This is a genomic window from Bifidobacterium erythrocebi (genome assembly GCF_012932675.1).
Lineage (GTDB): Bacteria > Actinomycetota > Actinomycetes > Actinomycetales > Bifidobacteriaceae > Bifidobacterium > Bifidobacterium erythrocebi.
The window spans coordinates 70,157-97,121 of record NZ_JAAIIF010000003.1 but is presented as its reverse complement, the minus strand read 5'-3'; the positions used below and the strand labels follow the sequence as shown (position 1 = coordinate 97,121).

Sequence of the window (26,965 nt, the reverse complement as noted above, 5' to 3'; positions counted from 1 at the left end):
ACACGAAGGGCGCGAAGGTCAAGGTCGCGTTCACGGACGGCAGGTCGTGGGACGACAACGGCGGCAAGTACTACTACGCGACCGGGTCGAGCATGGCCGTGGCCGGCGGACAATTCATCGGCGACGTCACCCCGGTTTGCGCCGCTGAAGAAATGCCTGACGTTCCGGTCACTTCCGTCACGCTCTCCGGAACTGGCGTCTCAAGCGGCAAGGCTTCCATCAAAAAGGGAGCTTCGTTGCAACTGACCGCTACGGTGAATCCGAGCAACGCTACCGACAAGACCGTGACATGGAAGTCCAGCAATACCGCTGTGGCGACTGTGAGCAACGGCAAGGTGACGGGCGTGAAGGCCGGCACCGCTACCATCACCGCAAAGGCGGGCGACAAGACCGCCAGCGTGGCTGTCACCGTGACCGACACTCCCAGCGGTCTGACCATCGTGGGCAGCACGCACAGTGTCGCTCCGGAGACAATGCAGTTCACGGTAAGCGGTTTGCCTGACAACGCGAATGCAAACTGGATTGAATGGTCCGTCACGGGTGACCACCTGCGCGCAACCAATAATCTCGGTCGCACATTCAAGGTGTTCGGCACGGCAGCTACGACCGGCGTCGTAACGGTTTCGTATCTGGATCAGACTGCTTCCGTCCCGATCACAGTAGATGCGTACAGCTACGAATCAGCTCCTACCATCACGGTTGACAAGCAGTCCCTGAACATGAAGGTGGGTGATTCGGTGAAGATCAACTACACCATCTCCCCCGCCAGCAACCCGTTCAAGTTGGCTGTCTTCGATTCCTTCAACGACGACGTAGTGTTTGCCGACGGCGATGGCACGCTCCATGCCACCGGCACCGGCAGCACCACCGTTCGCGTATGGTCGTCCCGAAGCACCAACTACACGGATATCAAGGTAACCGTGAGCTGATTCCGTTCGCTCAGCAACAATAATTGATGATATCCGTGCATTTCTCAATGAGATGCACGGATATTTCATTCTCGTCATTCTTATAGACTGATATCTGCAATAAACAGCAGAGAGGACACATCATGGGGCATAAATTGCAACTCTTTCAACGCTTCGCCGAGCATGTCGTGGTTTTTTCCCCATGGTATTCCCTCATCGAACTGCTTACCGTAGTAGATCGCCCGATCTCGTTAAGAATCAATAAGCCGTTTTCGCATAGGCTCCTTACTCTAAAAGAGCGCTACATCATGAAGTGGCTAAGATCCACATTCGCCGATGAAATAGCCTCATATAAGCATAAAAAGCCGGCAAGCACAGCCAAAGAAACGCATAATTCCCCCATATGGATATGTTGGCTCCAGGGCAAGCAGAATGCACCGGCATTTGTAAAACGAATGATTACGAAGATCAGGGCAAATGCCAACGGACATCCAGTAATCTTCATTTCGCTAAAAAACTATAAGGATTACTGCAATATCCCGGATAATATTATTCGCAAATATGAGCAAGGTCTCATGCCTCAACAACAATTTGCGGACATACTGCGATCAGGTCTCCTGGCTCAACAAGGCGGGCTATGGATAGATGCCTCCATCCTTGTCACGGCTCCAATTCCTGAGCAGGTTTTCCAATTGCCTATTTACAATGTAAAAGGCATAAAGCCTAATGCCATCCGTGATGCGGTGTCCTGTGACGCAACTCGATGGCAAGCGTATTTCATTGCATCCCAACCTCATTCGGTGACCTATTCGTTTATTTTCGATTGTTTTATCGCCTACTGGGAACGATATAACACACTTATCGATTATTTTCTGTTCTCCTACCTTGCCAAGGCAGCAAGAGAGGATATTCCCGGAGCCCAAGCCGAATACGAACAAGTTCCCGATAACAATCCAAATTGCGAACTACTGAGCGACTATTTGATGCAACCGATTCCCGCGACCGACATGCAGTTCCAAGACATTTTCAACAGCCATAACTTTATCTATAAGCTGACCTGGAAAGGTGCCTATCCACTCCTCACCAAGGACGGCGAACCTACGGTAGCCGCAAAGATACTGAGCTGAATCATCATCCGACCAACGCAAAGGACCAGAAAGAACATGCAGCGGGTACTGCTTATCAATCAAGGACATACTCCGAATCTGGGAGATATCGCCATAGCTAAAGTTATGGAGAGTTTTTTCTCGCAGCAGGGATATACCACCGAAACCATGCCCTACGACGAACAGGTCGAGCAACGATTCTCCTTCCCCATCGATCGAAAAGATCTGCTGCCCAAAAGCATGCTGAGGATTTCACCAATCATGGATGTGCTTAATCGTCGGCGCATTCGTAGACTTCTTGGTGACAAACGTTTTGATTTTGCGGTAATCGGTGGGGGCGAGCTACTTGGGCGTCACTTCGGTTTCAATTCCTCGTTCGTCTCCTGGTGCTCGGAACTCTCGTCAAGGCATATACCCATCTATGTCACTAGCGTAAGCGGCGATCTGCATATGCAGGACTACTACCTCAACCGATATCGGAAAGCGCTCAGAAAATGCGCATACGTATCGGCAAGGGACCATTCCACCGAACATATCCTGCATGAGCGCTACGGCATAGATGCCCATTATGCGCCAGACGTGGTTTTCACTTACAATCGTCTGTTCAAACCGCAGCATGGCACCGACAAAAAAGACATTGTCTGTGTTCCTGTTCCCTGCAAGAAAGAACAGCTTCAGACGCTAGGATTGCAGTCGGAAAACGGCTATTTCCGCTACCTTGCTGATCTCATATCCCGCCAGAACGAGAAGGCAGGCAAAAAGGTCATCATCACGTCAACGGTTCAGACCGATGAAGCCATTGTTCACCGCTTCGCCAAATACTGTTCCACTCATACGTCATATGACATTGCAATTCGTCCTTATCCGGCATTGGACGAATTCATGCACTTGATAGATCAGGCAAGCTATACGATATCCGGACGCATGCATGCATGCATTCTGGGTCTAATCAGTGGAAGCCGCATTATCCCCATCCCCTTCAAGGAGAAACTCGCGGTCTTCGCCCAGGAGTATTCGTCAGCAAACGATATCGAAAAGGTAGCCGAGGAAGCCTATCAAGGTCTTATGCATATCGTGCGACAGCAATCCTGAATTTCTCAAGTTTAATTGTGCCGAAGAACGTTCTGATCAAGATATTCATACAATGAGTCGGACTGCGGCGAAGTGAACTTCCGAGCAAACAGAATATCGGGTTGAGACAGGATATCGATATCCTCCATTGTGATCGGGCGGGGTGACCAATCCCTGCCCGACACATGTACCCATTCCATATATCGCAGATTTTCCTTTGGAGAAAGCGTCGCGCGCAAAGGGGTATTCCAGATCTCAGACAAGACAAATACCTCATCGCAGCAATAGGTCCATCTATATTCCTTAAGAATACGATCCTGATTCTTGACTATCAGTGATATAACGTCATCAGTCACACTGATCCAGTTGCTGTGGCGTTTCATAGGACGCCCTTTGAAACGGCGTATACCTACTGCCCGCTGCGCATAGCAGAGCGCAAAATCAACATATTTCCAGAAATTGCGCTTCTTACCGACGAGCGGTTCATGCAGAAAATGACACTGCTCGAATCTCATACGGAACCTAGGCGAAACGTCATTAATGTCTTTTAATGCAATGAAATTTTCACCGTCATGCTTGTCGAAATACCGATGAATATACGTCTGGCTCTTTACCGGATAGTCGACGCCGGAAAGCAGATGATAATACCTATACCCGCCGTGCGAGAAAGCTTCGGAGAACAATATCAGTTCGGCCTTGATCTGGGATTCCCCTCCCCAAGTGACCGAAATCCTGGGGACGAAGAACAGTCCACTCGATTTCACGTTTCTCTTCAAATCGTCCAAATCGAAGCATTGTGATTTGCGATCCAAATGCACGTAGATATCGTTCTCTGCATAATCCAATGCCTTCAGAAGCCGCGCCAGCTCTTGCGGTCTGTCATGGGCAATAATCAGATACGCGTGCTTCATATGCTGTGAACTCCGTCTGGCAAACTCGGGGAAAAGGGATTCTCTGCTAAAGTTCATTCTAGCTCTTGACGTTATATCGCACAGCAGCACGCGGAAAAGACGGGATATCGCATATGGGAGAATCCACCACCGACACCATGGTTTCGGTAATCGTACCGGTATACAACGTTTCGATGTATCTGGCCGATTGCTTGGAAAGCATCAAGAACCAGCGGCATCATAATCTTGAGGTTATTCTGATCGATGACGGCTCCACGGATGATTCGGGCACTATCTGCGACACCTATGCATCACAGGACAATCGTTTCCGAGTAATTCATCAGGAGAACGCAGGGCTGTCGGCGGCACGTAATGCTGGGACCGCAATAGCCTCAGCTCCTTGGCTTATTTACATAGACAGCGATGACATAGTCTCTGAAAACTACATCTCGGATCTGCTGGCCGCGGCAATATCCAATAACGCCGACAGTGCTTCATGCAGATTCATGCTTGTCAATGAAAAGGACCACTGTCTCGTCCCTGAACAAACCAAGCAGTCCTTAATGGTCGTTCCCCCTGAAACGGCGGTGTGCGAGCTTTTATCGGAGAAGAAAGCAAGTACCTCCGCTTGGGGGAAACTGGCAAAAACACCTCTCTGGCTTCGGAATCCCTTCCCGGAGGGTCGAAAATTCGAGGATATGCCCGTGACTTGGAAAGTGCTGGCATCTTCTCGAAAAGTCGCTATCATCGATTCCCGTCTGTATGGATATAGAAAACGCAACGACTCGATCAGCCAGAACAAATCCGCGTCATTGCAGTCCATCGAGGACTATCATCAATCCATTGCCCAGATTAATGACGAAATCCCGAAGAAAATGCCTGGGCGGGAGATTCTTCACGCCTTGCATTTTCGGAGTTGCCTGGAATATTGCCGTCTGCTGGCTATGAGTGATCACGTAAACAGCCAATCGGACAATGAGACAGATAAACTGCATGTCATTGTTTCAGACGCAAAACACTATCTTCGTCGTTTTGCGTGTTCGGCCTTGATGGATATGCATAGCCCGATTCTTCAACGTGTGCGCATTGCAATCATCGCCTGTCTTCCCGGACTTGCGCCGAAACTATGCCGATAACAACCACGCTCTCCCGAGCATGGTATTCCACACCCGCTAATGCTGGACCAAATCGGTTATGATCTGGGAATTATCGCGCAGGAGCAGGATATCGTGTCTGGAAAGCTTGTACAGGAACGTGTCCTCACAAAACAGATTTTCGCTTCCCTGCCGCCGTATAGGCGCATACCCCTGCAAATAGGCTTGCAGGCTTTCGCACTTCGTGTTGTTGCAGGGAATCCTGCCGTATGATTCCGCAATTGCGGCAACATTGGTGCGCAGAAGCTTGGACAGCTGATACGACATGAAATAGTCAAGATCGGTGTTGATTGTCTTGGCATATTCAAGGAACAACGAGCAAAAACCCTTATAAAACAAGGCATGGGGCTGCCCTGCCATCGCATATATCTGCCATTGCCGACCATCGGGCACTACAACGGAATATGGGAAAAAGTCAAGCCCTTTAACGGACCAGAATGGGATATCGAGAATCCAATCGGGAATATCCTTCACCAGCAGTATGGAGGTATCCAGCCAAATACCCCCATACCGCTCCAATAGAGCAGCACGAATGTAATCGCAAAGCAGCGCTGGGCGAATCTCTTTGCGCTCATATAAGCGCATAAGCCAATCCGGAATATCGACCAGATTCCTGGCCTCGTTCAGATCCAGAACATGCAGTGGATGGGAACCCTTGTGCCGGTATACCGAGTCCAGACAGAACGATAGTTCCGGAGGAAGCTCCTGACGGCCTTGAAGCCAGATCATCCAAATCGGAGCCTGGGAAGCATCCGAAAACGGTTCGGCGTTGTCCTGCAACCTGTTCAATTCGTTCAACTGCTTCTCAAAGCATCGTGCATAATAGTCGAACAGCAGCTCGTTCTGCTTCTTATACAACGGTGCCAGTGACTGTCGCGGCCACGGCTTCCGATTGGTGCGATCGGAGATCTTCTTAATCAATTTAAGCGGCAAAAAGGCAGCCGATACCTCTTGTCCCTGATGCAAAACCGTTTTGCGCGCACCATCATCATATGAGTTCATGTTCGTCCCATTTCATCTACAGCATCTTTCTGACAGCGCCTATGTCTACTTGGCGGCTCCGTTGCGATTCGCAATGCGGGCGATGAACGGGAAGAGCAACTTCACGGCTATGCCACTCACCAGTACCAGGCAGATTATCTGAACAGCCATCGAACAGGGCATGCTCCTAAAGGATACAAAGGCTTGTACGGCCAAAGCGACAAACAGAGCAACCGTTTCCGCCCACGGCACATTGAATTTCATGATGCGCAGCGATATATAGAAGCGCATGCAAAGCGTGACAAAATTGCTTAATGCCATGCCCAAGCAAGCTCCGACCAAACCACAGACCGGAATCAAAGTCCATGTGATGATCACATTCAGCACGGCACCGATGCACGTGGTCACAAATAGATTCTTCGTCTTCATGGCCGCAGTAGAGATGGTTCCCAGAAATGAATTCAACGAATTGCAGTAGACCGCAATGACCAGTATGGACATGAGCGTCCAACTGGAGAAGAACTCCTTTTGCAGTACGATCGAGGCGATCGGTTTGGAAGCGATGATCAGAACCGAAGCCGCTAAGGACATCCCCGCAATCACGAATTTAAATATGTTCTCGTAGAAACGGGCAAGGCCGGAATTCCTGAATTCCTGAAAAACAGACAGATTCCAAGCCTGCTGAAAAATCTGATACACCATGGTGATCAGATTCGGTATTTTGCCGGCAGCCGCGAATAATCCCGATGCGGCAATCCCCAGCATGCTGGTGATCAGAAAACGATTCAGACTGGTGCCGATCCACCAGAACAACGCGTTAGGAACCAATGGCAGGGAAAAACACACCATGCGTTTAAGCAGTGCTTTGTCATCGCTGTCGATCCGCATGTCGAGGTAACTCAGGAAATGCCCTCTTGCCACATAGATGCCGATGGCAACCATACCGGAGATAATCATCGAATAGAAATAACCGGGAATTCCCAGATTACAGACGGCGATGAAAATATACGCGCAGATTCCGTTGCATAGCGCCGACGAGCACGAAACGACGGGAATCAGCTTTATTCTGTTGAGGATTCGTGCGATGGTCCCAAAATAGATCTGGAGCACACTAACGGCAAAATTGAGCCAGAACAATGCCTTGTAGTGCCCGAGGCCTCCCATGAACGGCAAATCCAGCAAAGGTAGCAGCAGCCCGACAATCACCAGGCTGAACAATGTCACCCACATGCCAATGGACATGTATTTCGTACGGTATTCCTTGTCGTCCAATGCATAGCGAAGAACTGCGTCAGTAATCGAGCAAGTGCATAGCGGGGTCAACAACGTGATTACCGTAATAGACATATCCGTGATGCCGTATTCCCCCGTCGATAGGTAGAACGTATACAACGGGACAAGAACAAATCCGATCAGCTTCGCGGATACCGAACTGATTGCAAATAGACCAGTATTAAGAAGAAGTTCTTTGTATTTATGCATTGGATCGATCTTCCCTCACCCATGAACTATTGAAAAACGGAGCGAAAAGTATAATCGGGAAAACGGAATATCCATAATCAAAAAGATGATGCTCCATTAAGCCATAAATCAAATAGGCAACTACAACAAGCGCCAAATACACATGACCGCTGGTAATGCATTTGTTAAGAAAATAGCAGAACAGCACAATGATGATGAGGGTTATTAGAATCCCATAGACATAAAGCAGATGCATCCATATGTTGTCTATGGACTTGCCTTGCTGGTAATAGGCTTTGATACTTCCCGTAGGCCCATACAGACGAGGCATTTCCCTGCTGATGATTCTATTCCACAGATACGGTCGGCCGGAAAGCAGCAAACTCAACGAGTAATTGGAACTGCCCCATATCGCAAGTGCAAAAGTCACTCCGATAGTGACCGGTATGGTCAAAATCAAACACTTGGCGCAAAAACGGCTGTTTACGAAAAGGCCTCTGGCTAATCCAAAAAGAAGAATCGCAATAGCGGTATAGAAGAAAGTCCTCGAATCCGTATACCTATATGTTATATACGCATATGCCAATCCGATGATTCCAAAATAAACCCTGCTTACCTTTCTTTTTGAAACAAGAAAAGCAACAAGAACCGGGAAAACGAAAAGACCTACAAAATTCGGATGCCCGAAACCGATTGCGTGCCTCGCAGAGACCGCGACATCCTCGTCGTATCGATCCCACTGCATCTTATCTACAATCAGCCCGAATTTATACAACGACAATTGAACGGCAAAAAGAACCGAAGAGATATAACCCGCGTATTCAAAACTGTCTTCCACTGGCATGTCGCATAAGGCAATAGCCAACAGCATAGCCATAATCAAATCAATCTGATGCAGTGGCATGAAATACGCTATGCCTAAAAGAAAAATCGGTATGGCTCTACCTATAAAGCGAAATCCATAGACAGGCAACACATAACAGATAATCTTCGCCATAATGGCAAGCAGCACAAAACACATGCAGCATGCCGTGGTTAGGGTCCCGCCAATATCCTGTATAAGATAACGTGCGGCAATCACCGCAAAGATAATCAAGGCATCGATTCCCCTGATATTGCCAAGGAAAATTCGCAATTTAGACGAGGGACTTCGATATAGATCCTCCTGAGGCAAAGCATCAACTTGCATACTCACCGTCTCTCTTCAGAACCTGTCCTGCAATACTCTGCAGACAATGATACAGATGCCACACCATCCGCATCTCCCCTACTGAATCCGATGTCGAAAGCACCACACTTCGGAATCACTTGCCATCATGTCACAACAGCGACTCTCAGAAGCTCTTTTCATACTTCCTGCCGCCGAACTTGGCCATCAGGAAGCCGGTCCCCTTCTTCCACCAATCCACAGGCTCCGGGCTGGTCACCGGCATTTCCACATAGCCGTACCCGTTGGTGTCCAGCCAAACGTCCAGCAACCGCTCGCTCACGCGACCGGGGTACCGCGCACCGAAAGCGTCATAGGACTCTGGCGGAATACGCCTGGTCAGCTCCTCGACAATCGGGAACATCCACGCGCAATACTCGTCGAAGCGCTCGCGCGTCATGATGAACATGTTGAAGATGTGCGCCTTCTTCGACCGCATCAGCCGCTCGAAGGCCGGCGCATATTCGGGGCACTGTTCCCGAAGCAGCTTCAACGTCTCGTCGAACTGCCGACCGTCAAAGGTGTGGTCGTAATGCGAATAGACCGTCTCGATGTAATAGTTACGCCGTCTGGGCACAATGATGTCGGCTCGGTCGAGCAGTTTCTCGACATCCTCCCTGGTGGCGATCCGATCGAAACGATTCTTGGACGCTCTCGCCGCCTTATCCAACGTGGCGAAATGCCTCCGGTAATGCACCAGACCCTTATAGTCGGCATCACAGTTCTTCCAAAGCCAGTACAGGCCGGTGAGCTCCGAATAGTACGCGTTCCTATCGGAGATGTTGTCGCCGGTGTTGTCGCAGGCAAATCCCAGATCGACATCAGGATGCATTGCCTTACCCACCTGCAATGGCAGATACATGGAATCCTCGGGCATCCTATAGGCCTTATGCGTGGCCACCGCTATGCAGATGTTCTTAGGGGAATCGGACCGAATAGCCTGCATATGCCCTTCCTTATTCTTCGTCATACGTGCACCATGCCAATCAGTAGGCACCGTTGGGATTGACCATCGTGCCGACAGTGCGGAAGATGTAGACGATGTCCCCCATCACTGACCAGCTTTGCACATAGCCGACATCCAGCTGTCGGCTTTCCTCATCGCTCAGATCATTGCGTCCGGAAACCTGCCACGGGCCGGTGATGCCCGGCTTGACCAACAGTCTGGTGGCATAGACCTGGTCATAGCCGTCCACTTCGAACTGGCGTTGCGGTCGCGGACCGACCACGCTCATCGTACCGATGAACGAATCGAAGAACTGCGGCAGCTCATCAAGACTCGTCTTGCGAATGAACCGACCGACCTTGGTAACGCGGGGATCGTTCTTGATCTTCACGCATGCGCCGAGCTCCTGGCCATTCGCAGCGGCCACTTCGGCCAATTTGGCATCGGCATCCACATACATCGAACGGAACTTGTGGATCTTGAACGGTTTGCCTCGCAATCCGATGCGCTCCTGTGTGTACAGAGCCGGGCCGTGGTCCTCAAGCTTGATGGCAATCGCCACCGCCAGCATGACAGGCGATGAGATCACAATCGCCAACGCCGAAACCACGATATCGAATATGCGCTTCTGCAACATGGCCGCAGGCGAATACTGCGGCAGGCAAATCGTCATCACCGTGGTGCCCTGGATTACGCGCACCTGCGTTTCATGACCACTCACGTCGGCGGCAGAAGTGACCAATGCAATCTCCAGGTTCATGGATTCAACATTCAGTGCAAAGGTATTGAAATTGTCGGAGAACCGCTGCATCACATCCGTGATCATCACCGTCTGAGCGTGCAGGCTCACGGCACGCTCGGCGAAATCGTCGCCATAGGTCATGATCGGAACGCTTGCGCCAAGAACGTCCTTGACCCGCGCGCTCAGTCCTTCGATATCGGTAACGGCCTCGATAAGCCCAGTTTCGGCATTGACGTGAATCGGGCACACCGCCACCGGCCTATAGTTGAGCTGCTGCTTCTGGCCTAGGAATCCCAGCGCACGGACGATACCCTCCGAAGATCCGACCACCACCGTGGAATAGGCGTACCGCCCTTTCCTGCGGCCATGCGTAATCAGCAGGCGCATGAAAAAACGTTCCACCATAGTGAGCAGCAGGCCGAAGAGGAACGACAACACGATCGACGTCAGTGACACACCGATGCGCATGATGAAATCAAAGGCACACGTCACCATGGCGGCAAGCAATGTTCCTTTGACCAGCAGCGCGTTGAGCTGGTAGCCGTCCCCCATCACATGCCGGTGGTAGACGCCGGAACCATGCAGGCAAGCCGACCAGATCAGCGCGCAGACCAGCAGGTAGACCGACATGCTTACGGGAAAGCCGAAGCGGAACGAGTACAAATCGGTTTCATGACGCAACGTGATGACCGCCGCAGATGCGACGACAAGCATCGCCATGTCAAGCAGCGTTAGTGCCGCGTTGACGGAAAACCGCCAATAGGCCACGCTCAGCAATCTATGCTGAGTCACCTGGCCAAGTCTTGTTTTCTCGCTCTCTTCCATCTTCCCTCATCTGGTTGAACTCATGCTGGCGAGCTCTTCGGGTAAATACTGGTAAAAGTTTAATCCATGATGAATACGTTATCAAATATTGGTCATATGATATTGCCATTTGAAATGGCAATATATACGGCAAATTAAATATATATGTCTAAATATTATTTCCTGATATTCGATGCATATAACAATCAACGCAGCGTATCAACACCGTGAAACGCTGGCAAAACGCGTCACGCAACCTCCATGGTCCCCAGCAACGCCTTGTGATCGGAACCTGCGATCGTACGCGCTTCAAGATCACCCACCACAACACCTTTATCGTGCACAATGTGGTCGATCTCGGAACAGGCAGGTACCGGAATGAAGCCCAGCAGTCTCGTATTCGCCGGGTAGGTCATGTGGAATCCGCTGCCGGCGCGCTCCCCCGAATCCACGAACCGATCGCCCAGCAGATACCGGAAACTCGCATGGTCCCAAATCGAATTGAAATCACCCATCAGCACATACTTGCCCTTGCTGCCTTGCAACTGGCCGATGGTACTCAATCCTCTGCTCCATAGCCCCTGATTGCTGGGTCTGGGCGAGAACGGGTGCACCGATCCGAAACGCACCGTCACCCCGCCGAAGTCGATGCTGGACGCCGGAATGCTGGACGCCTCTATGGGAATGAGATCGCCCGTGGTATCCGTCATAGGAGCGGCACTCCACAACGCATTCACACCGCCATTGTCATGCACTGACCACTTCGCCACGTTCGAATACGGCAGTATCGCTTCCAAGCCGGCGTCGCGCAACCGTTGCACCAGTCCATGCGACACCTCCTGCAAGGCCAGCACCTCCACGTGCTCCTCACGCACGGTTCGCACGATCTGGTCCGCGTCGGCGGCACCCTCTTTGGTATTCAGCGTCATGATGCGCGCATAGCGGTCCGACGTGTCCACCTCGCTTTGCGTAACGGCCAGACGCGCCTGCATCGTCAGCTTGTCGGTGGGAACGATGAAGCCCCAATGCCAGCACACCTGCGTCACAATGCACACCAGGCAGATGAGCGCGAGCGCTCGGCGGCGTAGGGCAATCGCGATTACGGCGATGGCTGCGGTGGGGATGATGAGCCATGGCATTACTGCCACGATGATGGGAATGTATTTTCTGCCGCCGAAGCCGCCTGGGATCATGCGCAACACCATGGCGACGAGTATGACGGCCATGATTGCGCGCAATGCGATGACGAAATTGCGGGATGCGGCAAGCCGGGCGAAAATCCCCTGCTCATCGGCCGTCACGGCATCATCAGGCATTGAATCCGCGGCGGTGCCATGCTGCCTGTTCGGCCGCACATCGTTCACCGGATTGCTGTGAACATCAATGCCTGTATCGTTATCCGTATCGTTTGCCATGCAGTTGCGCTCCACCCTCCGACGGCATCCCATTGTTGCATACGACATGACATCGTTGCAGAAGGTTGCTCATCATGGAACGTATCCTGCCGAATTCTTACGGTTCTTTCGTTTTCCGTCGTTTGCTATGCGGCGTAGACGGTACCCGGCTGGACGATCTGCCGGCGTACGGGCGCGGAATCGACCTGATGGCGTTTTTTCAGGGCGTTCAGCATGGTGCACAGGTCGTGGTTGAGCTCGTTGGCCACCTTCACGAATGCGCCGAACGGTTTGCCGAGCGGGTCTTCGATGTCTTTCGTCTTGGGAAGCATCGGCCTGATGATCGTGGATGCCTTGATGACCGATTCGAGTCGTTCCTGGACGGTGAGGCCTTGGATCATCCCCTGCTGTGCGCAGTATTGGCACATGTTGGCGAAATCATCCACCAGAAACGTGTAACGGACGGCGTTCGGCGCCAGTGTGACGATGTCTTTGCGCTGATTCTTTTCGAAGCAGAGTATCAGATCCGCTTCCTCCGCCATGGCTTTGGTAAGGCGACGTGAACGGAATCCGCTGGGTTCGATGTCTACGCTGCGCATGAGCCTGGCGCTGTAGCGGTCCATTTCATGCCTGGTGAGCCCCCGGGTGCCCGCGCTGGCCACTTGAATGGTGGTGCCGGACAGGTATTTCGCCATCAGCAGCTCACCCATGGGCGATCGGCAGATATTGCCTGTGCAGACGAACAAGATGAGCATATCGCGCACCAATCCTCACAATTGCATTGAACGACGGTATCGGTAACAGTCTACCCGTTGCTGGGCCGTGATGGGCTTGCCGAAGGCACATGGGCGGGAAGATGGGGCGATCACGGAATCGATTACAGCGGGATATGGCGGTCGGAACGATCCGTACGTACCGATGGTTCTTGGAAGAGAACATATGCGAAAGGCGCATCCGAGGAGGATTTCGGATGCGCCTGGCATAAGGGGCAGAGGCATGGATGATATAAGGAGAAGACCTCTGCACGGGCTGATGACTAGACGGGCGGACCGGCGGGCGGAGCATGCCGGGCATGTTCCGCCCCGGTCGCACGCCGTATCAGTGGCGGTTGTTGAGACGGTGGTACATCTCGCTGATCTCCAGTTCCTTCTCGAACTGGCGGGCGTTGGTGTTCTCGTCGATCACGGCGAGTTCCACGCCGGCGATGCGGGCGAAGTCCTCCCAAGCCTCACGGCCGACGGAGGTGGTCATGCAGGTGTGGTGGGAGCCGCCGGCGGTGATCCAGCACTGCACGGCGGTCTTCAGGTCCGGCTTCGGCTTCCACACGGCGCGTGCGCACGGCAGGCTCTTCAGGGAGCCCTGCGGCTCGACGACGGTGACCTCGTCCATGAGCAGACGGAAGCGTTCACGCTCATCGGCCATGGAGACCACGACCGCATCGGTCGGCTTGCCGGAGAACACCAGACGGACCGGGTCGGACTTGCCGCCGATGCCCAGCGGGTAGATGGCCAGCTTCGGCTTCTCGATGGTGCCGATGGCCGGGGAGACCTCCAGCATGTGGGAGCCCATGTCGAGTTCGTTGCCCGGCACGAAGTTGTAGGAGTAGTCCTCCATCAGGGAGGCGCCGCCCTCAAGGCCGTAGCCCATCACGGCACCGATGCGCACCAGCACGGAGGTCTTCCAGTCGCCTTCCGCGGAGAAGCCCCAGCCGTACTCGGACGGGAAGCGCTGCGGGCCGACGCCCGGCAGCTGCGGCAGAGCGCCCAGATCCTCGAAGTTGTCGACGGCGGCGGTGCAGCCGTTCTCGCGCATCATGTTGACCATGGCCGCTTCCTCCTTGGCCGCGATGAACAGCTCATCGTAGCGGGAGTCGAGCAGCTCGGGGGCCACGTCGTACTTGGCCTTGTAGTCCTCGATCAGGTCCTTGACCTGATCGTCCTTGACCTTGTCGTATGCGGCGACGAGCTCGTTGACGGCCCAGGTGTTGATGGAGGCGCCGAACACGCGCTCGGCCTCGGTCTTGTCGCCTTCGGTGACGGCGACGTTACGCATGTTGTCGCCCCAACGCATGACCTTCATGTTCTGGGAAGCATCCCAGCCGGCGCAGGCACGTGCCCAGGTGCCGACCTTCTCGGCAACTTCCGGATCGGTGTAGTGGCCGACGACGATCTTGCGCGGAATGCCCAGGCGGGAGACGATGTAGCCGAACTCACGGTCGCCGTGCGCGGCCTGGTTCAGGTTCATGAAGTCCATGTCGATGGTCTCCCACGGAATCTCCTTGTGGTGCTGGGTGGCCAGCTGCAGCAGCGGCTTGGTCAGCACTTCAAGGCCGCGGATCCACATCTTGGCCGGGGAGAAGGTGTGGCACCAGGTGATCACGCCGATGACGTTCGGGTTGGCGGAGGCTTCGGTCATGAAGGCCTTGACGCCGTCGGAGGACTTCAGGGTCGGCTTGAGCACGATCTTCGCGGGGATCTTGCCGGTGTTGTTCAGGAAGTCGACGATCTCGCCAGTCTGCTGTGCCACCTGGCGCAGCGCTTCCTCGCCGTACAGGTCCTGGGAGCCGACGCCGAACCAGATTTCCTTGCCTTCAAAGGGGTTTTCCATTGCCATTGTTGTTTCCTTTACTTCATTGTGTTGGATGGGGTACGTGTTGTGTGGGGCGGAGCGGATCCGGCAGGAGCCGCCCCGTCAGGTCAGTGCGCAGCACTGGTGTGACGTGTGCGTCCGCAAGGCGCACCGAGGGAAGGCGTACGAAGGTACGTCGACCGAGGAGCAACGCGGCGGACGCTCCGTCACATCAGTGCTGGCCGTAGACGTTGGTGTAGCGGTCGTTCAGCTTGTCGATGTCCTCCTGCGAGATCGGGATGATGTCGCCGAGCTGCTTGGCGGCCCACATGGTGTGGGCGACCTCCTCGGTCATGGCGGCGGCCTTGACGGCTGCCTCCGCATCCTTGCCGATGGTGAAGGGACCATGGTTCTGCATGAGCACGGCCGGGGACTTCGGATACTTCTTCAGGGTCTCGACGACGCCTTCTCCGATGGCTTCCGAGCCGATGAGGCGGAAGGGACCTACCGGCACGGGCCCACCGAATTCGTCACCCATCATGGTCAGACCACAGGGGATGTTCTGGCCAGTGGCTGCCCAGGCGGTCGCGTAGGTGGAGTGGGTGTGCACCACACCGTAGACGTCGGGCATGTGACGATAGATGTAGGCGTGGGAGGCGGTGTCGGAGCTGGGGGCTTCCGCGCCATCGACCACGTTGCCGTCGAGGTCGCAGACGACCATCGAGCTGGGGGTGAGGTACTCGTAGCGCAGACCGGAGGGCTTGATGACCATCAGGTCGGCGGTGTGCAGACGCTGGGAGACGTTGCCCGCGGTCCATACGACGAGATTCCACTTGATGAGCTGTTCGTGCAGGGTGGCGACAACCTCGCGCACCTGCTTGACTTCGGCGCGAACTTCGGGACCATAATCAGCCAAAGTTGCCATGTTGTGTTCCTTTCTTGTTGAGAACAAGTCTTGTATCGGTCGACTTATCGGGGTACGGAAAGCCTCTTGACGCTATTTGGTTTCCAAGTCGATGGCCTCGATGGCGGCCTTTTCGATGGACAGGCCGCGCTGGAAACGGGCGAAGAAGTCCTCGAAGCCTTCGACGTCCTGCGGATCGGGGTCCTCGGTGGTGGACTGCGCGTCGGCGAACACTCGGGTGTCGAGGTATTCGTCGAGCGGGCAGGGGGTATGCCACAGGTAGTCGGCCAGCACGGCCATGCCCCAGGCACCGCCTTCGGCGGCGGTGGCCATGACCTTGATCGGGGTGTCGAATGCTGCGGCGAGGATCTTCTGCGCGACCTTCGGCGTGGTGAAGATGCCGCCGTGGCCGACGAGCGAATCGATCTGCACGTTCTCGTCCTTGGTCATCACGTCCATACCGATCTTGACCGGGGAGAACGCGCTGAACAGCTGCGCTCGCATGAGGTTGGCCAGGGTGAAGTTCGATTCGGGGCCGCGTGCCAGCACCGGTCGGCCTTCGGGCAGACCCGCCAGGAACTCGCCGGAGTAGAAGCAGTAGTTGAGCAGTCCGCCGGCGTTCCTGTCGGCCTTGTCGCTGATGGCGGCGCGGAACAGCGTGCCGAACAGCGTGCCGGCGTCGACCGGATGCCCGATCGCCTCGGCGAACTCGCTGAACATCCTCACCCAGGCGTTGAGGTCGGAGGTGAAGTTGTTGGCGTGGCTCATACCGGCCAGATCGCCGGCCGGGGTGGTGACCAGGTCGACTTCCGGGTGCAGGCGTTCCAGCTTGTGCTCAAGCACGACCATGGCGAAGATGGAGGTTCCGGCGGAGACGTTGCCGGTGCGGACGCGCACGGAGTTGGTGGCGACCATGCCGGTGCCGGCGTCGCCTTCCGGCGGGGCCAGGACGATGCCCGGCTGCAGCGTTCCGGAGGGATCGAGCAGCTTGGCGCCTTCGGCGGTAAGCTCACCGGCGGGGGTTCCGGCGACCAGCGGGGTCGGCAGCAGATCCTCAATGGTCCACGGCTGGTCGGCAATCTCATCCAGCGCGTCGAACTGCTTGAGGAATTCGGCCTCGTAGGTCTTGGTGGTCGGGTCGATGGGGAACATGCCCGATGCATCGCCAACGCCGAGAACCTTCCTACCGGTGAGCTTCCAGTGCACGTAGCCGGCGAGCGTGGTGATGTAATCCACCTTGCCGACGTGTTCTTCCTTGTTGAGCACGGCCTGGTAGAGGTGTGCCACGGACCAGCGTTCCGGAATGTTGTACTGGAACAGTTCCGAAAGCTTCTCGTGCGCCTCGTGCGTATTGGTGTTCTGCCAGGTGCGGAACGGCACCAGCAGCTCACCGTCCTTGTCGAAGGCAAGGTAGCCGTGCATCATGGCGGAGAAGCCGATATGGCCGATGGAGGTCAGGCGTTCGCCGTAGGCGTTGTACACATCGTTCGCCATGGAGGCGTACGCGGACTGCAGGCCCTTCCACACCTCGTCGAGGGAGTAGGTCCACAGACCATCCTCCAGATGGCTTGCCCACTGATAGTCGCCGGATGCGATCGTGCGATACGTATCGTCGATCAGCACCGCCTTGATTCGGGTGGAACCGAATTCGATGCCAAGCGCGGTGCGACCGCCGCGAATCTTCTCCGCGATCTGCTGGGGAGCGTCATCAATGTCGACCATATCGACTCCTTATTTGTGTTCTTGTAGGTGTTCTTGTTGGGATTCCGTGCGCCGGATCACTTGGTCCAGAGGGCCTGGATCTCTTCCAGGGTCTTGCCCTTGGTCTCGGGAGCGAACTTGGCGATGGAGATCGCGCCGATGAAGTCCATGATCATCCAGAAGACGAAGGTGCCGGAACCGCCCCAGCCCTGGAACATCATCGGAGTGAACTGACCGACGCAGAAGTTGATGCCCCACAGCAGCACGGTGCACAGACCGGAGGCGCGACCACGCATGTAGGTCGGGAAGAGCTCGGGGATCATGACCCAGGTCACGGGGCCGAGGCCGAAGGCGAAGCAGGCGATGAAGCCGCAGGCGCCGGCGACGACGAGCCAGCCGATGTTGGCGTGGAAGGCGAAGGCCATGATGGCGGCGAACACGCCCATGCCTGCCGCGGAGGAGACCAGCAGCGGCTTACGGCCGGCCTTGTCGATGAGGGCCATGCCCACGACGGTGAAGATCAGTTCGACCAGGCCGACGAGGGAGGAGCACAGGAACTCGACGTTCGGGATGTTGTCGCCCAGAGCGGCCTTGAACATGGTCGGGCCGTAGTAGGAGACGGCGTTCTGGCCGCCGACCTGGTTGAAGGCGGCGAGCAGCAGGCCGATCAGGAACGGGATGATGAGCGGCTTCTTGAACAGGTCGGTCAGCTTGCCGTTCTTGTCGCGTTCGATGGAGGCCTTGACGTCTGCGACCTCGCGGTGGGCTTCCTCGGTGCCACCGATCTTTTCGAGGATGGCGAAGCCTTCCTCTTCACGGCCGGACTGGATCAGGAAGCGTGGGGACTCCGGGGAGAGGAACAGCGCGATGAAGAAGATGGCGGCCGGGATGCAGCCGATGCCGAGCATCCAGCGCCAGCCGGTGTTGATGCCCCAGTCGAGGCTGCCGGCGTTGGCAATGCCGAAGTTGATGACGTTGGTCAGGAAGATGCCGAGGATGGTGAGCAGCTGGTAGGCGGAGCTCAGGGTGCCGCGGTACTTGGCCGGGGCGCATTCGGTGATGTAGGTGATGGCCAGCGCGGAGGCGAGGCCGATGCCGACGCCGCCGACGATACGGGCCGCGATCAGGGTCCACGGCGTGTAGGTGAAGGCGGACCACAGGGCCGCGAAGAAGAAGCAGGCGGCACCGATGAGCAGCACCTTGCGGCGGCCGATCTTATCGGCGAGGAAGCCGGAGAAGCCGACGCCGACCACGCCGCCGATCATGATGGAGGAGATCACCAGACCCTGAAGGCCTGCGGACAGGTTGTACGCCTGGCGGAGGAATTCGATGGCACCGGAGATGCTCACCGTGTCATAGCCGTAGAGAAGACCGGCCATACCGGCGCTCAACGCCAGGATGACCACATATTTCATTGAGCCCTGCTTCTTGACAGCACTCGTAGCGTTCTCAGTCATATTGTTCCTTTTTCTGTTCCGTAACCGGCAGGCGTGCCTGCCGAAGCAGCTTCGCTTCACACGGGACCTGCGACTCGGCGTCGAAGGTAGGTTCGCGTTGTGCTACGGCGATTCGGAAAATCTCGTCTGCAGTGAGGATTTCCGTTCGCTAGTTCGAAATGTTATCGCTCACATTTGTAAATGTCAATGAATGGTGAAACGCCTTATATTAAGCCGTTTCTACGGCGTGTTGAGCAATGTGATACGTTCACATCTGCTCACAATTTAGACATGATGGCGTTGATTTGCTGCATTTTTAGGCGAAAATGCATGGTTTTTGTATCAAAAATGATGTGAGCGTTCTCAGAAAACTACGGAATACCCCACGAACGAGCTGCCGACCAGCGTTATGGTTATTTGGAAGGTCTCATACGCACAAACCACGCTGTTTATGGCATGAAAACGTCTGAGCCGCAAGTACAACCGTTGGAATCCCAAGGCTCGTACACAGCATAAGCGCCAAACGGTGCCTCACATAAAGCAACTGGCACTTTCGAAGAGACCGCGACCGACAAAAACGGCGCGGAAACAGGCGACAATCAGCGACTCGGCGCGATGCCCACGGAACTGCGTTGGACCAGCTTGGACGGAATCAGACCCACGCCATGCTGCGACGACGCGTACCCGGGTTCGGCCCCCTCCCCCAGCAGATACAGCACTTCCCGCATCGCCAGCTGGCCCAGCGTCTCGAAATCCTGGCGTACGGTGGTCAACGGCGGGTACATGTTATCCACGCCCGGCATGTCATCGAAGCCCACCAGGCTCACATCCTGCGGAATACGCACGCCGTGCTCGTGCATGGCACGCGCCACGCCCATCGCCTGCGCATCGTTCGCGGTGACCACCGCGGATGGCAGCCGGCCACCGGAACGCCCGATGTTCTCCAGCACATGGTTCATCCTGGCGTACGCCTCGCTGCCCTCCCAGGTCTTGCACTGGATGGTGATCGAATTCACCGCGTTGGCCGCGCACAGCTTGTTCCACGCCATCAGACGTGTGGAGGCATCACGCCATTCGCGCGGACCCGCGAAGTACAGCGCCGAACGATGCCCGCGCGCCTTGAGCAGACGCATCACGTCCTCCATCGCGCCCCACTGGTCGACGCCGACGAGCGTCACCTTACGCCGGTCGGCGGGCCTGAGCAACCGCAGCTCCTCCTGCACGCCCATACCGCCATGCGTGGAGGTGATGAGCACACGCGGACGGCTGACCTGAGCGCGGCAGGCGGCGGAGAACATCACGTCCGTCGGTGTCAGGAAGATGAACGCATCGACGTTCTGCTCGTCGAACGTACGGCACAGGTCGTCGAATTCCTTCTGCGTGCACAGCGCCTCATGCACCATCATCACGGACATGAACAGGCCATGGGAACGTGCGATCGACTCGATGGCGCCGATGGCGGAAATAGGGCCGTAGAACTTCTGGCCACCGGCGATCAGGCCGATGGTGCGCGAGCGCCGCGAGGCCAACGCACGTGCCGAATTGCTGGGACGATAGTCGAGCTGTTCGATGGCGCGCTGCACTTTGGCGCGCGTTGCCGGCGATACGTCCGGGGAATTGTTGATGACTCGCGAAACGGTTTGATGGCTCACACCGGCGAGCTTGGCCACTTCAAACATCGAAGGGCGCTTATTCGCTTTTCGCCCGGCTGCCATACGTTGTTCCTCTCGCGTTCCGCGTTCGTTGGTATGGTTCTCACTTTACCGCAGGAAAGCGTTGAAACCGCCTACCGTCCACCCGCTGGTCGCAGGATGACGGCATAAGTGCGGCAAGGCTCTTCGGGATAACAAGCCCGGGAAAGCGCACATATATCGAATCCACTCCCAGGGCGTTGAACGGTCAGGTGAGCTTCCAGCTGATGCGGTGCAATGAGGTCGGGCCATACTGCGCAATGGCGGCACGATGGGCCTTGGAGCCGTACCCCTTGTTGTGTTCCCATTCGTATGGCGCGTACCGGCTGTCGCTTTGGGCGAGGGACACCATCAGCCGGTCTCGCGTGACCTTGGCGATCACCGCGGCGGAGGCGACGGTGGCACAATGCTGGTCACCCTTGACCTTGGTGACGACTTCGGCGGGAACCGGCACCGCGGGTGCGTCGAACGTGTTCAACGCCTTGGTGATGTAGTCGTTTGGACCGTCGAGAATCGCGCCTACGGATACGCGGGTCCTTTCTCCCCCGACGATCGCCGTGCCGTCGTCGGCGATGCCCAGCGAGCGCTCCGCATCGGCCAGCGCGCGCAATGCCGCCACGCCGAGCGCATAGGAGATGCCCCAGTCGTCGATCTCGGTGTTGCTGGCGGAACCCACGGCCCATGCCGCGCTCCAATCCTTCAGCTCGTCGACGATCGCCTCGCGGCGGTGTTCGGTCAGCATCTTGGAATCGGCCACGCCCTGCGGCACGCCCTTCACGCCGTCGCGCACGTCCTGCGCCCAGATCGCGCAAGCGCCGACCATGACCGGCCCGGCCAGGGAGCCGCGGCCCACTTCATCGAATCCGACGATGATGTCGTACTGCTGATCCGCAAGCGCATGTTCAAGATAGAGTGTCGGTGTGATCATGCCGCCGCTCGTTCCGGAACGTTACGGAACACGTCGTGATGCCCGCTAATCGTCGACAGGCGGTTCAACGGCCAGTAGCGCACCAATGCCACGCCGACCACCTTGTTGACCGGTACCAGGCCGTTGTCGCCGTCGTCCTGGTGGTAGCGGGAGTCCGCGGAATTGGCGCGGTTGTCGCCCATCACGAAAACGTGTCCTTTGCTTACCGTGACTTTGAAGGGGAACGAACTCGGCTGCACGCCGGCCTTGAGGTACGGGGTTTCGTCGATGGCGACGCCGTTCACGGTGACGGGTTGGCCGGAGCCTTTGCATTCGACCACATCGCCGGGCAATCCTATGAGACGTTTGATCAGGTAGTCGTCGCCGGATGCGCTTTCGGATTCGCCGGAGAGCCAGTTCGCAGGGTCGTGGAAGACCACGACATCGCCGCGCTTGAGGCTGAAGATCTTCGGGGTGAGTTTGGTGGTGAGCACGCGATCGCCGGGTTCGATGGTGCTTTCCATGGACCTTGACGGGATGGTGTAGCAGCCTACGAGCAGCAGACGGATGAGCAGCACCACAAGTACGGGGATACCGCAGAATACGAGGGCGTCGCGCATGGTGAAGCTGTCTTCCTGACGTTCGGCCTTGACTGCATGCGCCGGCTTGGTGCTTCTTCTGCGCCGCGATGCGCCCGCCGATTCGGTGCCGTACCCACCGGCCGCCGACGTGCCGGAGCCGCCTGCCGGAGATGTTTCCTGACTGTTGTTCGTGCTGTCCATGACTGCCCTGCCTGTTGTTCGTTCTCGGCTGAATATGGTTTCGGCCCGGAAACCACACAGGGTTCCAGGCCGAGAACTATGCCATTGCGGCGAAACTCACTTGGAGTTGTCGCGACGCTCGACGATGCGAGCGGCCTTGCCGCGCAGAGCGCGCAGGTAGTACAGCTTGGCGCGACGCACGCGACCGCGGCGAACGACCTTGATGGAGTCGATTGCCGGGGAGTGCAGCGGGAAGCGACGCTCCACGCCGGTGCCGAAGCTGATCTTGCGCACGATGAAGGTCTCGTGGATGCCGGCGCCGTGACGGGCGATGACCACACCGGTGAAGGTCTGGATACGGGAGTTGTTGCCTTCCTTGATCTTCACGTTCACGTCGACGGTATCGCCTGCGCGGAACTCCGGGATCTCCTCGGCCGGCTTCAGGTGCTTGGCATCAAATGCTTCAATAGCGTTAACCATTGCTATTCCTCGGTCACTGCCGCATATCAGTGCACTGGTTGGGGCATGCGCTCATGCATCATGCATGTGTATTCGGCGCGCATGCCTGCGGTTCTTCGCAGGTTTGCCTGCGAAGGGGCGCCAATCCGCCGGAACGCAAGCCTTTCGGCCTTCCGGCTGGACCCGAAGAAAAGCGGGATTATGCGGCGTCCCACCTTTCGGCACATCAACAGTCAAAAATACCCCATCCGCAAGACCTATGCGATTGTGCGACCGACCACCACACTTGGCCATGCAGAAAGACCCGCCTGCGGTATGCAGACGGGTCTTGTGATGTTCAGCTACGCGCTACAGCGTTCCGATGGAATCAGAACTCGCGGTTCGCGCGGTAGAACTTGATCAGGGACTGGGTGGAGGCGTCCTGGGCGGCCAGGGCGTCGTCATCCTTGGAGATGGCCGGGGTGATCTGCTTGGCCAGCTGCTTGCCAAGCTCGACGCCCCACTGATCGTAGGAGTCCAGGCCCCACACGGTGCCCTCGACGAAGGTGATGTGCTCGTACAGGGCGATGAGCTCGCCGAGTGCGAACGGGGTCAGGGCCACGCCGAAGATGGAGGTGGTCGGACGGTTGCCGGTGAACACGCGGGCCGGGACGATCTCTTCCGGAGTACCCTCGGCGCGCACCTCGTCGGCGGTCTTGCCGAAGGCCAGAGCCTTGGTCTGCGCAAGGTAGTTGCCCAGGAACAGCTCGTGCACGTCCTGGTCGCCGTCCTTGGTCGGGTTCGGGGTGTTCACGAACGCGATGAAGTCGGCCGGGATCAGCTGGGTGCCCTGGTGGATCAGCTGGTAGAAGGCGTGCTGGCCGTTGGTGCCCGGCTCGCCCCAGAAGATCTCGCCGGTCTCGGAGGTGACTGGGGTGCCGTCCCAACGCACGGACTTGCCGTTGGACTCCATGGTCAGCTGCTGCAGGTAGGCCGGGAAGCGGTGCAGGTACTGGTCGTACGGCAGCACGGCGTGGGAGGCGGCCTTGAAGAAGTTGCGGTACCACACGTTCAGCATGCCGAGCAGCACGACGACGTTCTTCTCGAACGGGGTGTTGGCGAAGTATTCGTCGATCTCGTGGAAGCCGTGCAGGAACTCCTCGAAGCGGGCCGGGCCGAAGACCACGGCGAGGGAGGTGCCGACGGCGGAGTCGACGGAGTAACGGCCACCGACCCAGTTCCAGAAGCCGAAGGCGTTGTTCGGATCGATGCCGAACTCGGCGACCTTCTCCAGGTTGGTGGAGACGGCGACGAAGTGCTTCTTGATGGCTTCGGCGTTCTTCTCGTCGGAACCGTCGATGGCGCCGGCGGCCTTGAGCTCTTCGAGCAGCCAGGTGCGGGCTTCGCGGGCGTTGGTCAGGGTCTCCAGGGTGGTGAAGGTCTTGGAAACGATGATGAACAGAGTGGTCTCCGGATCGAGGCCCTTGGTCTTCTCAGCCAGATCGTTGGGGTCGATGTTGGAGATGTAGCGGGCGGAGATGCCGGCGTCAGCGTACGGCTTCAGCGCTTCGTACACCATGACGGGACCCAGGTCGGAACCACCGATGCCGATGTTGACCACGGTCTTGATCTTCTTGCCGGTCACGCCGGTCCACTCGCCGGAACGAACCTTGTCGGCGAAGGCGTAGATGCGGTCAAGGGTCTCGCGCACGTCCTTGACGGTGTCCTGACCGTCGACGACGTACTTGCCCTCGTCCTCGACCGGGCGACGCAGCGCGGTGTGCAGCACGGCGCGGTCTTCGGTGTTGTTGATGTGCACGCCGGTGTACATAGCCTTGGTGCGCTCATCGAGCTTGACGGCCTTGGCCAGGTTGGCGAACAGCTGGAGGGTTTCCGGCTTGATCAGGTTCTTGGAGAGGTCGAAGTGCAGATCGCCGGCATCGAAGCTCAGCTTCTCGACACGATCGGCGTCCTCGGCGAACCACTTCTTGAGGCTGACGCCTTCCGACTGCAGCTCATCGTAGTGCTTCTGCAGAGCGGCCCATTCCGGGGTCTTAGTTGCATCAACTGGAGGATTGATGGCCATGTGTATTGGTCCTTTCATCATCACCATGAAGCAGCGGCCCAAGCCTAAAATCGGCGTGCGCCACCGCCTCCTTCCAAGCAACCAAGATACTCACAAAAGGGGACACAGGAACACATAAGTTCGCAAGTCACGCACATAATCGCCCACAAACGCTCATACGCCGCCGATTAGGGCACATGGCAATCGCAACACGCGGGAATCACGCCGATGCAAACGTACTCATGAACATGCTCGCGAACGGGCGCTCTCCGGCATCATTTCGACAGGTGCACAGCACGCAGCAACGGACGGCGCACGCAACGATCGAACAGACAGATCGCCACGACGTACACCAACGAAAGCATCGCGCCGACCGCAATCCATGCGATCAGCCAGCCGAACATGGAAGCGGACCCCGCAGGCAACGACGCCGCATGCGCCAGCAGCGGATCGAGGAACCTCGCATTGACGCCATGCCACAGGAAATCGGCCAGGGTCTGCACCACATAGAAACCCAGAATTCCGGAAGCGAGCGCCGTGATCGCGGATTCAGCACGTTGCCCGATATGCACGCGGGCACGGCCCGGCGAGCATGCGGCCGCCATCAATGCGCAGACCGCCAGTGCGAAGGAGATCGGCGACGTCGACTTGAACGACAATGCGTAGAGCGCCACGTACGAGGGGCGCGCGGCCGTGACTGCGGTGAGCACCGCGGCTACGGCAAGCAGTACGGCGATGGCGCACAGCCAGAATCCGCGGACCGTCCACCATGGGCGCCTATCGGCATGGCGTGCCCCGCGCTCTTTTCCATGCGCGCCGCGCCTGCTTTGCCCGCCTGCGCGCATCGTCCATCCGAGCAGACCCGCCAGCACGAACGAGAGCGCATAGCTGACCGCGCTCATCTGCTTGCGCCAATCCAGCAGACTGCGCTGCCCGTACTGAGCCTGCCACGTGACCGCCACATATATATTCAACGCGTACACGGCCACCAGCACGACGCCCGCCGCCACCGCGCTTCCACGAATACCGAGCCGGGCCATCACGCGCGCGATGACGGGAGCCAGCGCCACGAACACCAAGTACAGCCACACGAATTCCAATTCGTAGACAAGACTGGACGAACGTTCGCCGCCCACACCCGGCAGCACCCAGCGGGTGATCGCCATGACAAGCAGCAGGTAGAACGCGACCGTCGCCAGGATCATCAGTATGCGTCGCCCCGCGGCACGCAGCTGGCTCCCCCAATACCCACGGGTGCCGGCTGCGGCGCACATGCGCGGAATGAGGAAGAAGCCCGAGATCATGAAGAAGATATGGTTGCCCCACGCGCCGCAATACATGATCATCGCCACGATCCACATCGCGCCGCGCGACGATGCGAGCGCCGACACCGGCTCGGCTGCGGAGACGGGATGATGAGGACCCATCCATATGGCCTGAACATATTGCTGGAGGAACGCGTGGAATATGGCGATGCTGACGATGGCGAGCAGTCTGAGCACTTCGATCGACACCATTCGTTTGCGGCCGCCTGCTGATGCGTTGTGTCTGGTCGCGGAAGCATTGAGACTGCCGGCACCGGGTGCGACGGCACCCGCGTTCCCGCTGCGCCGCAATGCGTGACGCGTGCCGGAAGCGTGCGTATGCCGACTGGTGAACCGTGTTGCCATGGTTATCAGGATAATCACGCCGCCTGTGCGTTCGCGTGTCAAAGCATGCGAGAATCCTATTTCCCACTTGCCGCACCATGATCCGACAGGTCTTCGACCCTGACCGATTCCGCAGCATTCAGGCCTGTCGCGCCACGTGGGGACAAGCCGATTTGGACAA

22 protein-coding genes are annotated in these 26,965 nt (G+C 56.9%); 4 read left to right on the top strand and 18 right to left on the bottom strand.

Annotation, left to right across the window (positions count from 1 at the left end; genetic code table 11):
* From G1C98_RS01105 to G1C98_RS01095, 3 genes are all read left to right on the top strand, one after another.
* Positions 1–929, top strand: a 929-nt coding sequence (locus G1C98_RS01105) for an Ig-like domain-containing protein (RefSeq protein ID WP_169078437.1), incomplete at its 5' end; no start/stop codon positions are given.
* Between the two features lie 122 nt (positions 930–1,051).
* A complete protein-coding gene (locus G1C98_RS01100; protein ID WP_169078435.1) occupies positions 1,052–2,035 on the top strand; it encodes a capsular polysaccharide synthesis protein in 984 nt (327 codons plus the stop codon).
* 36 nt (positions 2,036–2,071) lie between these two features.
* Entirely contained in the window at positions 2,072–3,106 is a 1,035-nt protein-coding gene (locus tag G1C98_RS01095) for a polysaccharide pyruvyl transferase family protein (RefSeq protein WP_169078434.1), read from the top strand.
* An 11-nt stretch (positions 3,107–3,117) separates the two neighbouring features.
* On the opposite strand, the gene G1C98_RS01090 is transcribed toward G1C98_RS01095, so the two are convergent.
* Entirely contained in the window at positions 3,118–3,996 is an 879-nt protein-coding gene (locus G1C98_RS01090; protein WP_169078432.1) for a beta-1,6-N-acetylglucosaminyltransferase, read from the bottom strand.
* A 113-nt stretch (positions 3,997–4,109) separates the two neighbouring features.
* Between G1C98_RS01090 and G1C98_RS01085 the strand changes: the two genes are divergently transcribed.
* On the top strand, positions 4,110–5,111 hold the full coding sequence (locus G1C98_RS01085) for a glycosyltransferase family 2 protein (RefSeq protein ID WP_169078430.1): 1,002 nt from the start codon (positions 4,110–4,112) through the stop codon (positions 5,109–5,111).
* A gap of 36 nt (positions 5,112–5,147) precedes the next feature.
* Here the strand turns inward: G1C98_RS01085 and G1C98_RS01080 are convergent, their stop codons facing one another.
* The 17 genes from G1C98_RS01080 to G1C98_RS01000 form a co-directional block, all read right to left on the bottom strand.
* Positions 5,148–6,131, bottom strand: a complete 984-nt coding sequence (locus G1C98_RS01080; RefSeq protein WP_169078428.1) for a capsular polysaccharide synthesis protein — start codon at positions 6,129–6,131, stop codon at positions 5,148–5,150.
* 45 nt (positions 6,132–6,176) lie between these two features.
* On the bottom strand, positions 6,177–7,592 hold the full coding sequence (locus G1C98_RS01075) for a lipopolysaccharide biosynthesis protein (protein ID WP_169078426.1): 1,416 nt from the start codon (positions 7,590–7,592) through the stop codon (positions 6,177–6,179).
* Positions 7,585–8,760 (bottom strand): hypothetical protein, encoded by a 1,176-nt coding sequence (locus G1C98_RS01070; RefSeq protein WP_169078424.1) that lies wholly within the window; start codon positions 8,758–8,760, stop codon positions 7,585–7,587. Before G1C98_RS01070 ends, G1C98_RS01075 begins: the two co-directional genes overlap by 8 nt.
* 145 nt (positions 8,761–8,905) lie before the next feature.
* Positions 8,906–9,748 carry a DUF4422 domain-containing protein gene (locus G1C98_RS01065; RefSeq protein WP_169078422.1) on the bottom strand — a complete coding sequence of 281 codons (843 nt, stop codon included), beginning with the start codon at positions 9,746–9,748 and terminating at the stop codon, positions 8,906–8,908.
* Positions 9,749–9,764: 16 nt separating this feature from the next.
* The gene (locus G1C98_RS01060) at positions 9,765–11,291 is read right to left on the bottom strand and encodes a sugar transferase (protein WP_169078420.1); all 1,527 of its coding nucleotides are present in this window, start codon (positions 11,289–11,291) and stop codon (positions 9,765–9,767) included.
* 227 nt (positions 11,292–11,518) lie between these two features.
* Positions 11,519–12,685, bottom strand: coding sequence for an endonuclease/exonuclease/phosphatase family protein (locus G1C98_RS01055; RefSeq protein ID WP_240944866.1), 1,167 nt, complete (start codon positions 12,683–12,685; stop codon positions 11,519–11,521).
* 125 nt (positions 12,686–12,810) lie between these two features.
* Complete coding sequence (locus G1C98_RS01050) at positions 12,811–13,419, bottom strand: arsenate reductase/protein-tyrosine-phosphatase family protein (protein WP_169078418.1); 609 nt, start codon at positions 13,417–13,419, stop codon at positions 12,811–12,813.
* Between the two features lie 343 nt (positions 13,420–13,762).
* The gene (gene araA, locus G1C98_RS01045) at positions 13,763–15,277 is read right to left on the bottom strand and encodes an L-arabinose isomerase (protein ID WP_169078416.1); all 1,515 of its coding nucleotides are present in this window, start codon (positions 15,275–15,277) and stop codon (positions 13,763–13,765) included.
* A gap of 187 nt (positions 15,278–15,464) precedes the next feature.
* A complete protein-coding gene (locus tag G1C98_RS01040) occupies positions 15,465–16,157 on the bottom strand; it encodes an L-ribulose-5-phosphate 4-epimerase (RefSeq protein ID WP_169078414.1) in 693 nt (230 codons plus the stop codon).
* Positions 16,158–16,229: 72 nt separating this feature from the next.
* A complete protein-coding gene (locus G1C98_RS01035; protein ID WP_169078412.1) occupies positions 16,230–17,858 on the bottom strand; it encodes a xylulokinase in 1,629 nt (542 codons plus the stop codon).
* Positions 17,859–17,914: 56 nt separating this feature from the next.
* Complete coding sequence (locus G1C98_RS01030; protein ID WP_169078410.1) at positions 17,915–19,294, bottom strand: sugar porter family MFS transporter; 1,380 nt, start codon at positions 19,292–19,294, stop codon at positions 17,915–17,917.
* Positions 19,295–19,872: 578 nt separating this feature from the next.
* Complete coding sequence (locus G1C98_RS01025) at positions 19,873–20,988, bottom strand: LacI family DNA-binding transcriptional regulator (RefSeq protein ID WP_169078408.1); 1,116 nt, start codon at positions 20,986–20,988, stop codon at positions 19,873–19,875.
* Between the two features lie 184 nt (positions 20,989–21,172).
* The gene (locus G1C98_RS01020; RefSeq protein ID WP_169078406.1) at positions 21,173–21,892 is read right to left on the bottom strand and encodes a ribonuclease HII; all 720 of its coding nucleotides are present in this window, start codon (positions 21,890–21,892) and stop codon (positions 21,173–21,175) included.
* Positions 21,889–22,653, bottom strand: a complete 765-nt coding sequence (gene lepB / locus G1C98_RS01015; protein ID WP_169078404.1) for a signal peptidase I — start codon at positions 22,651–22,653, stop codon at positions 21,889–21,891. Before lepB ends, G1C98_RS01020 begins: the two co-directional genes overlap by 4 nt.
* Before the next feature lie 96 nt (positions 22,654–22,749).
* Positions 22,750–23,112: a 50S ribosomal protein L19 gene (gene rplS / locus G1C98_RS01010; protein WP_169078402.1), complete on the bottom strand. Its 363-nt coding sequence runs from the start codon at positions 23,110–23,112 to the stop codon at positions 22,750–22,752.
* Positions 23,113–23,458: 346 nt separating this feature from the next.
* A complete protein-coding gene (gene pgi / locus G1C98_RS01005; RefSeq protein WP_169078400.1) occupies positions 23,459–25,156 on the bottom strand; it encodes a glucose-6-phosphate isomerase in 1,698 nt (565 codons plus the stop codon).
* Between the two features lie 254 nt (positions 25,157–25,410).
* Positions 25,411–26,805 carry an acyltransferase family protein gene (locus G1C98_RS01000; protein WP_169078398.1) on the bottom strand — a complete coding sequence of 465 codons (1,395 nt, stop codon included), beginning with the start codon at positions 26,803–26,805 and terminating at the stop codon, positions 25,411–25,413.
* Positions 26,806–26,965: the final 160 nt, after the last annotated feature.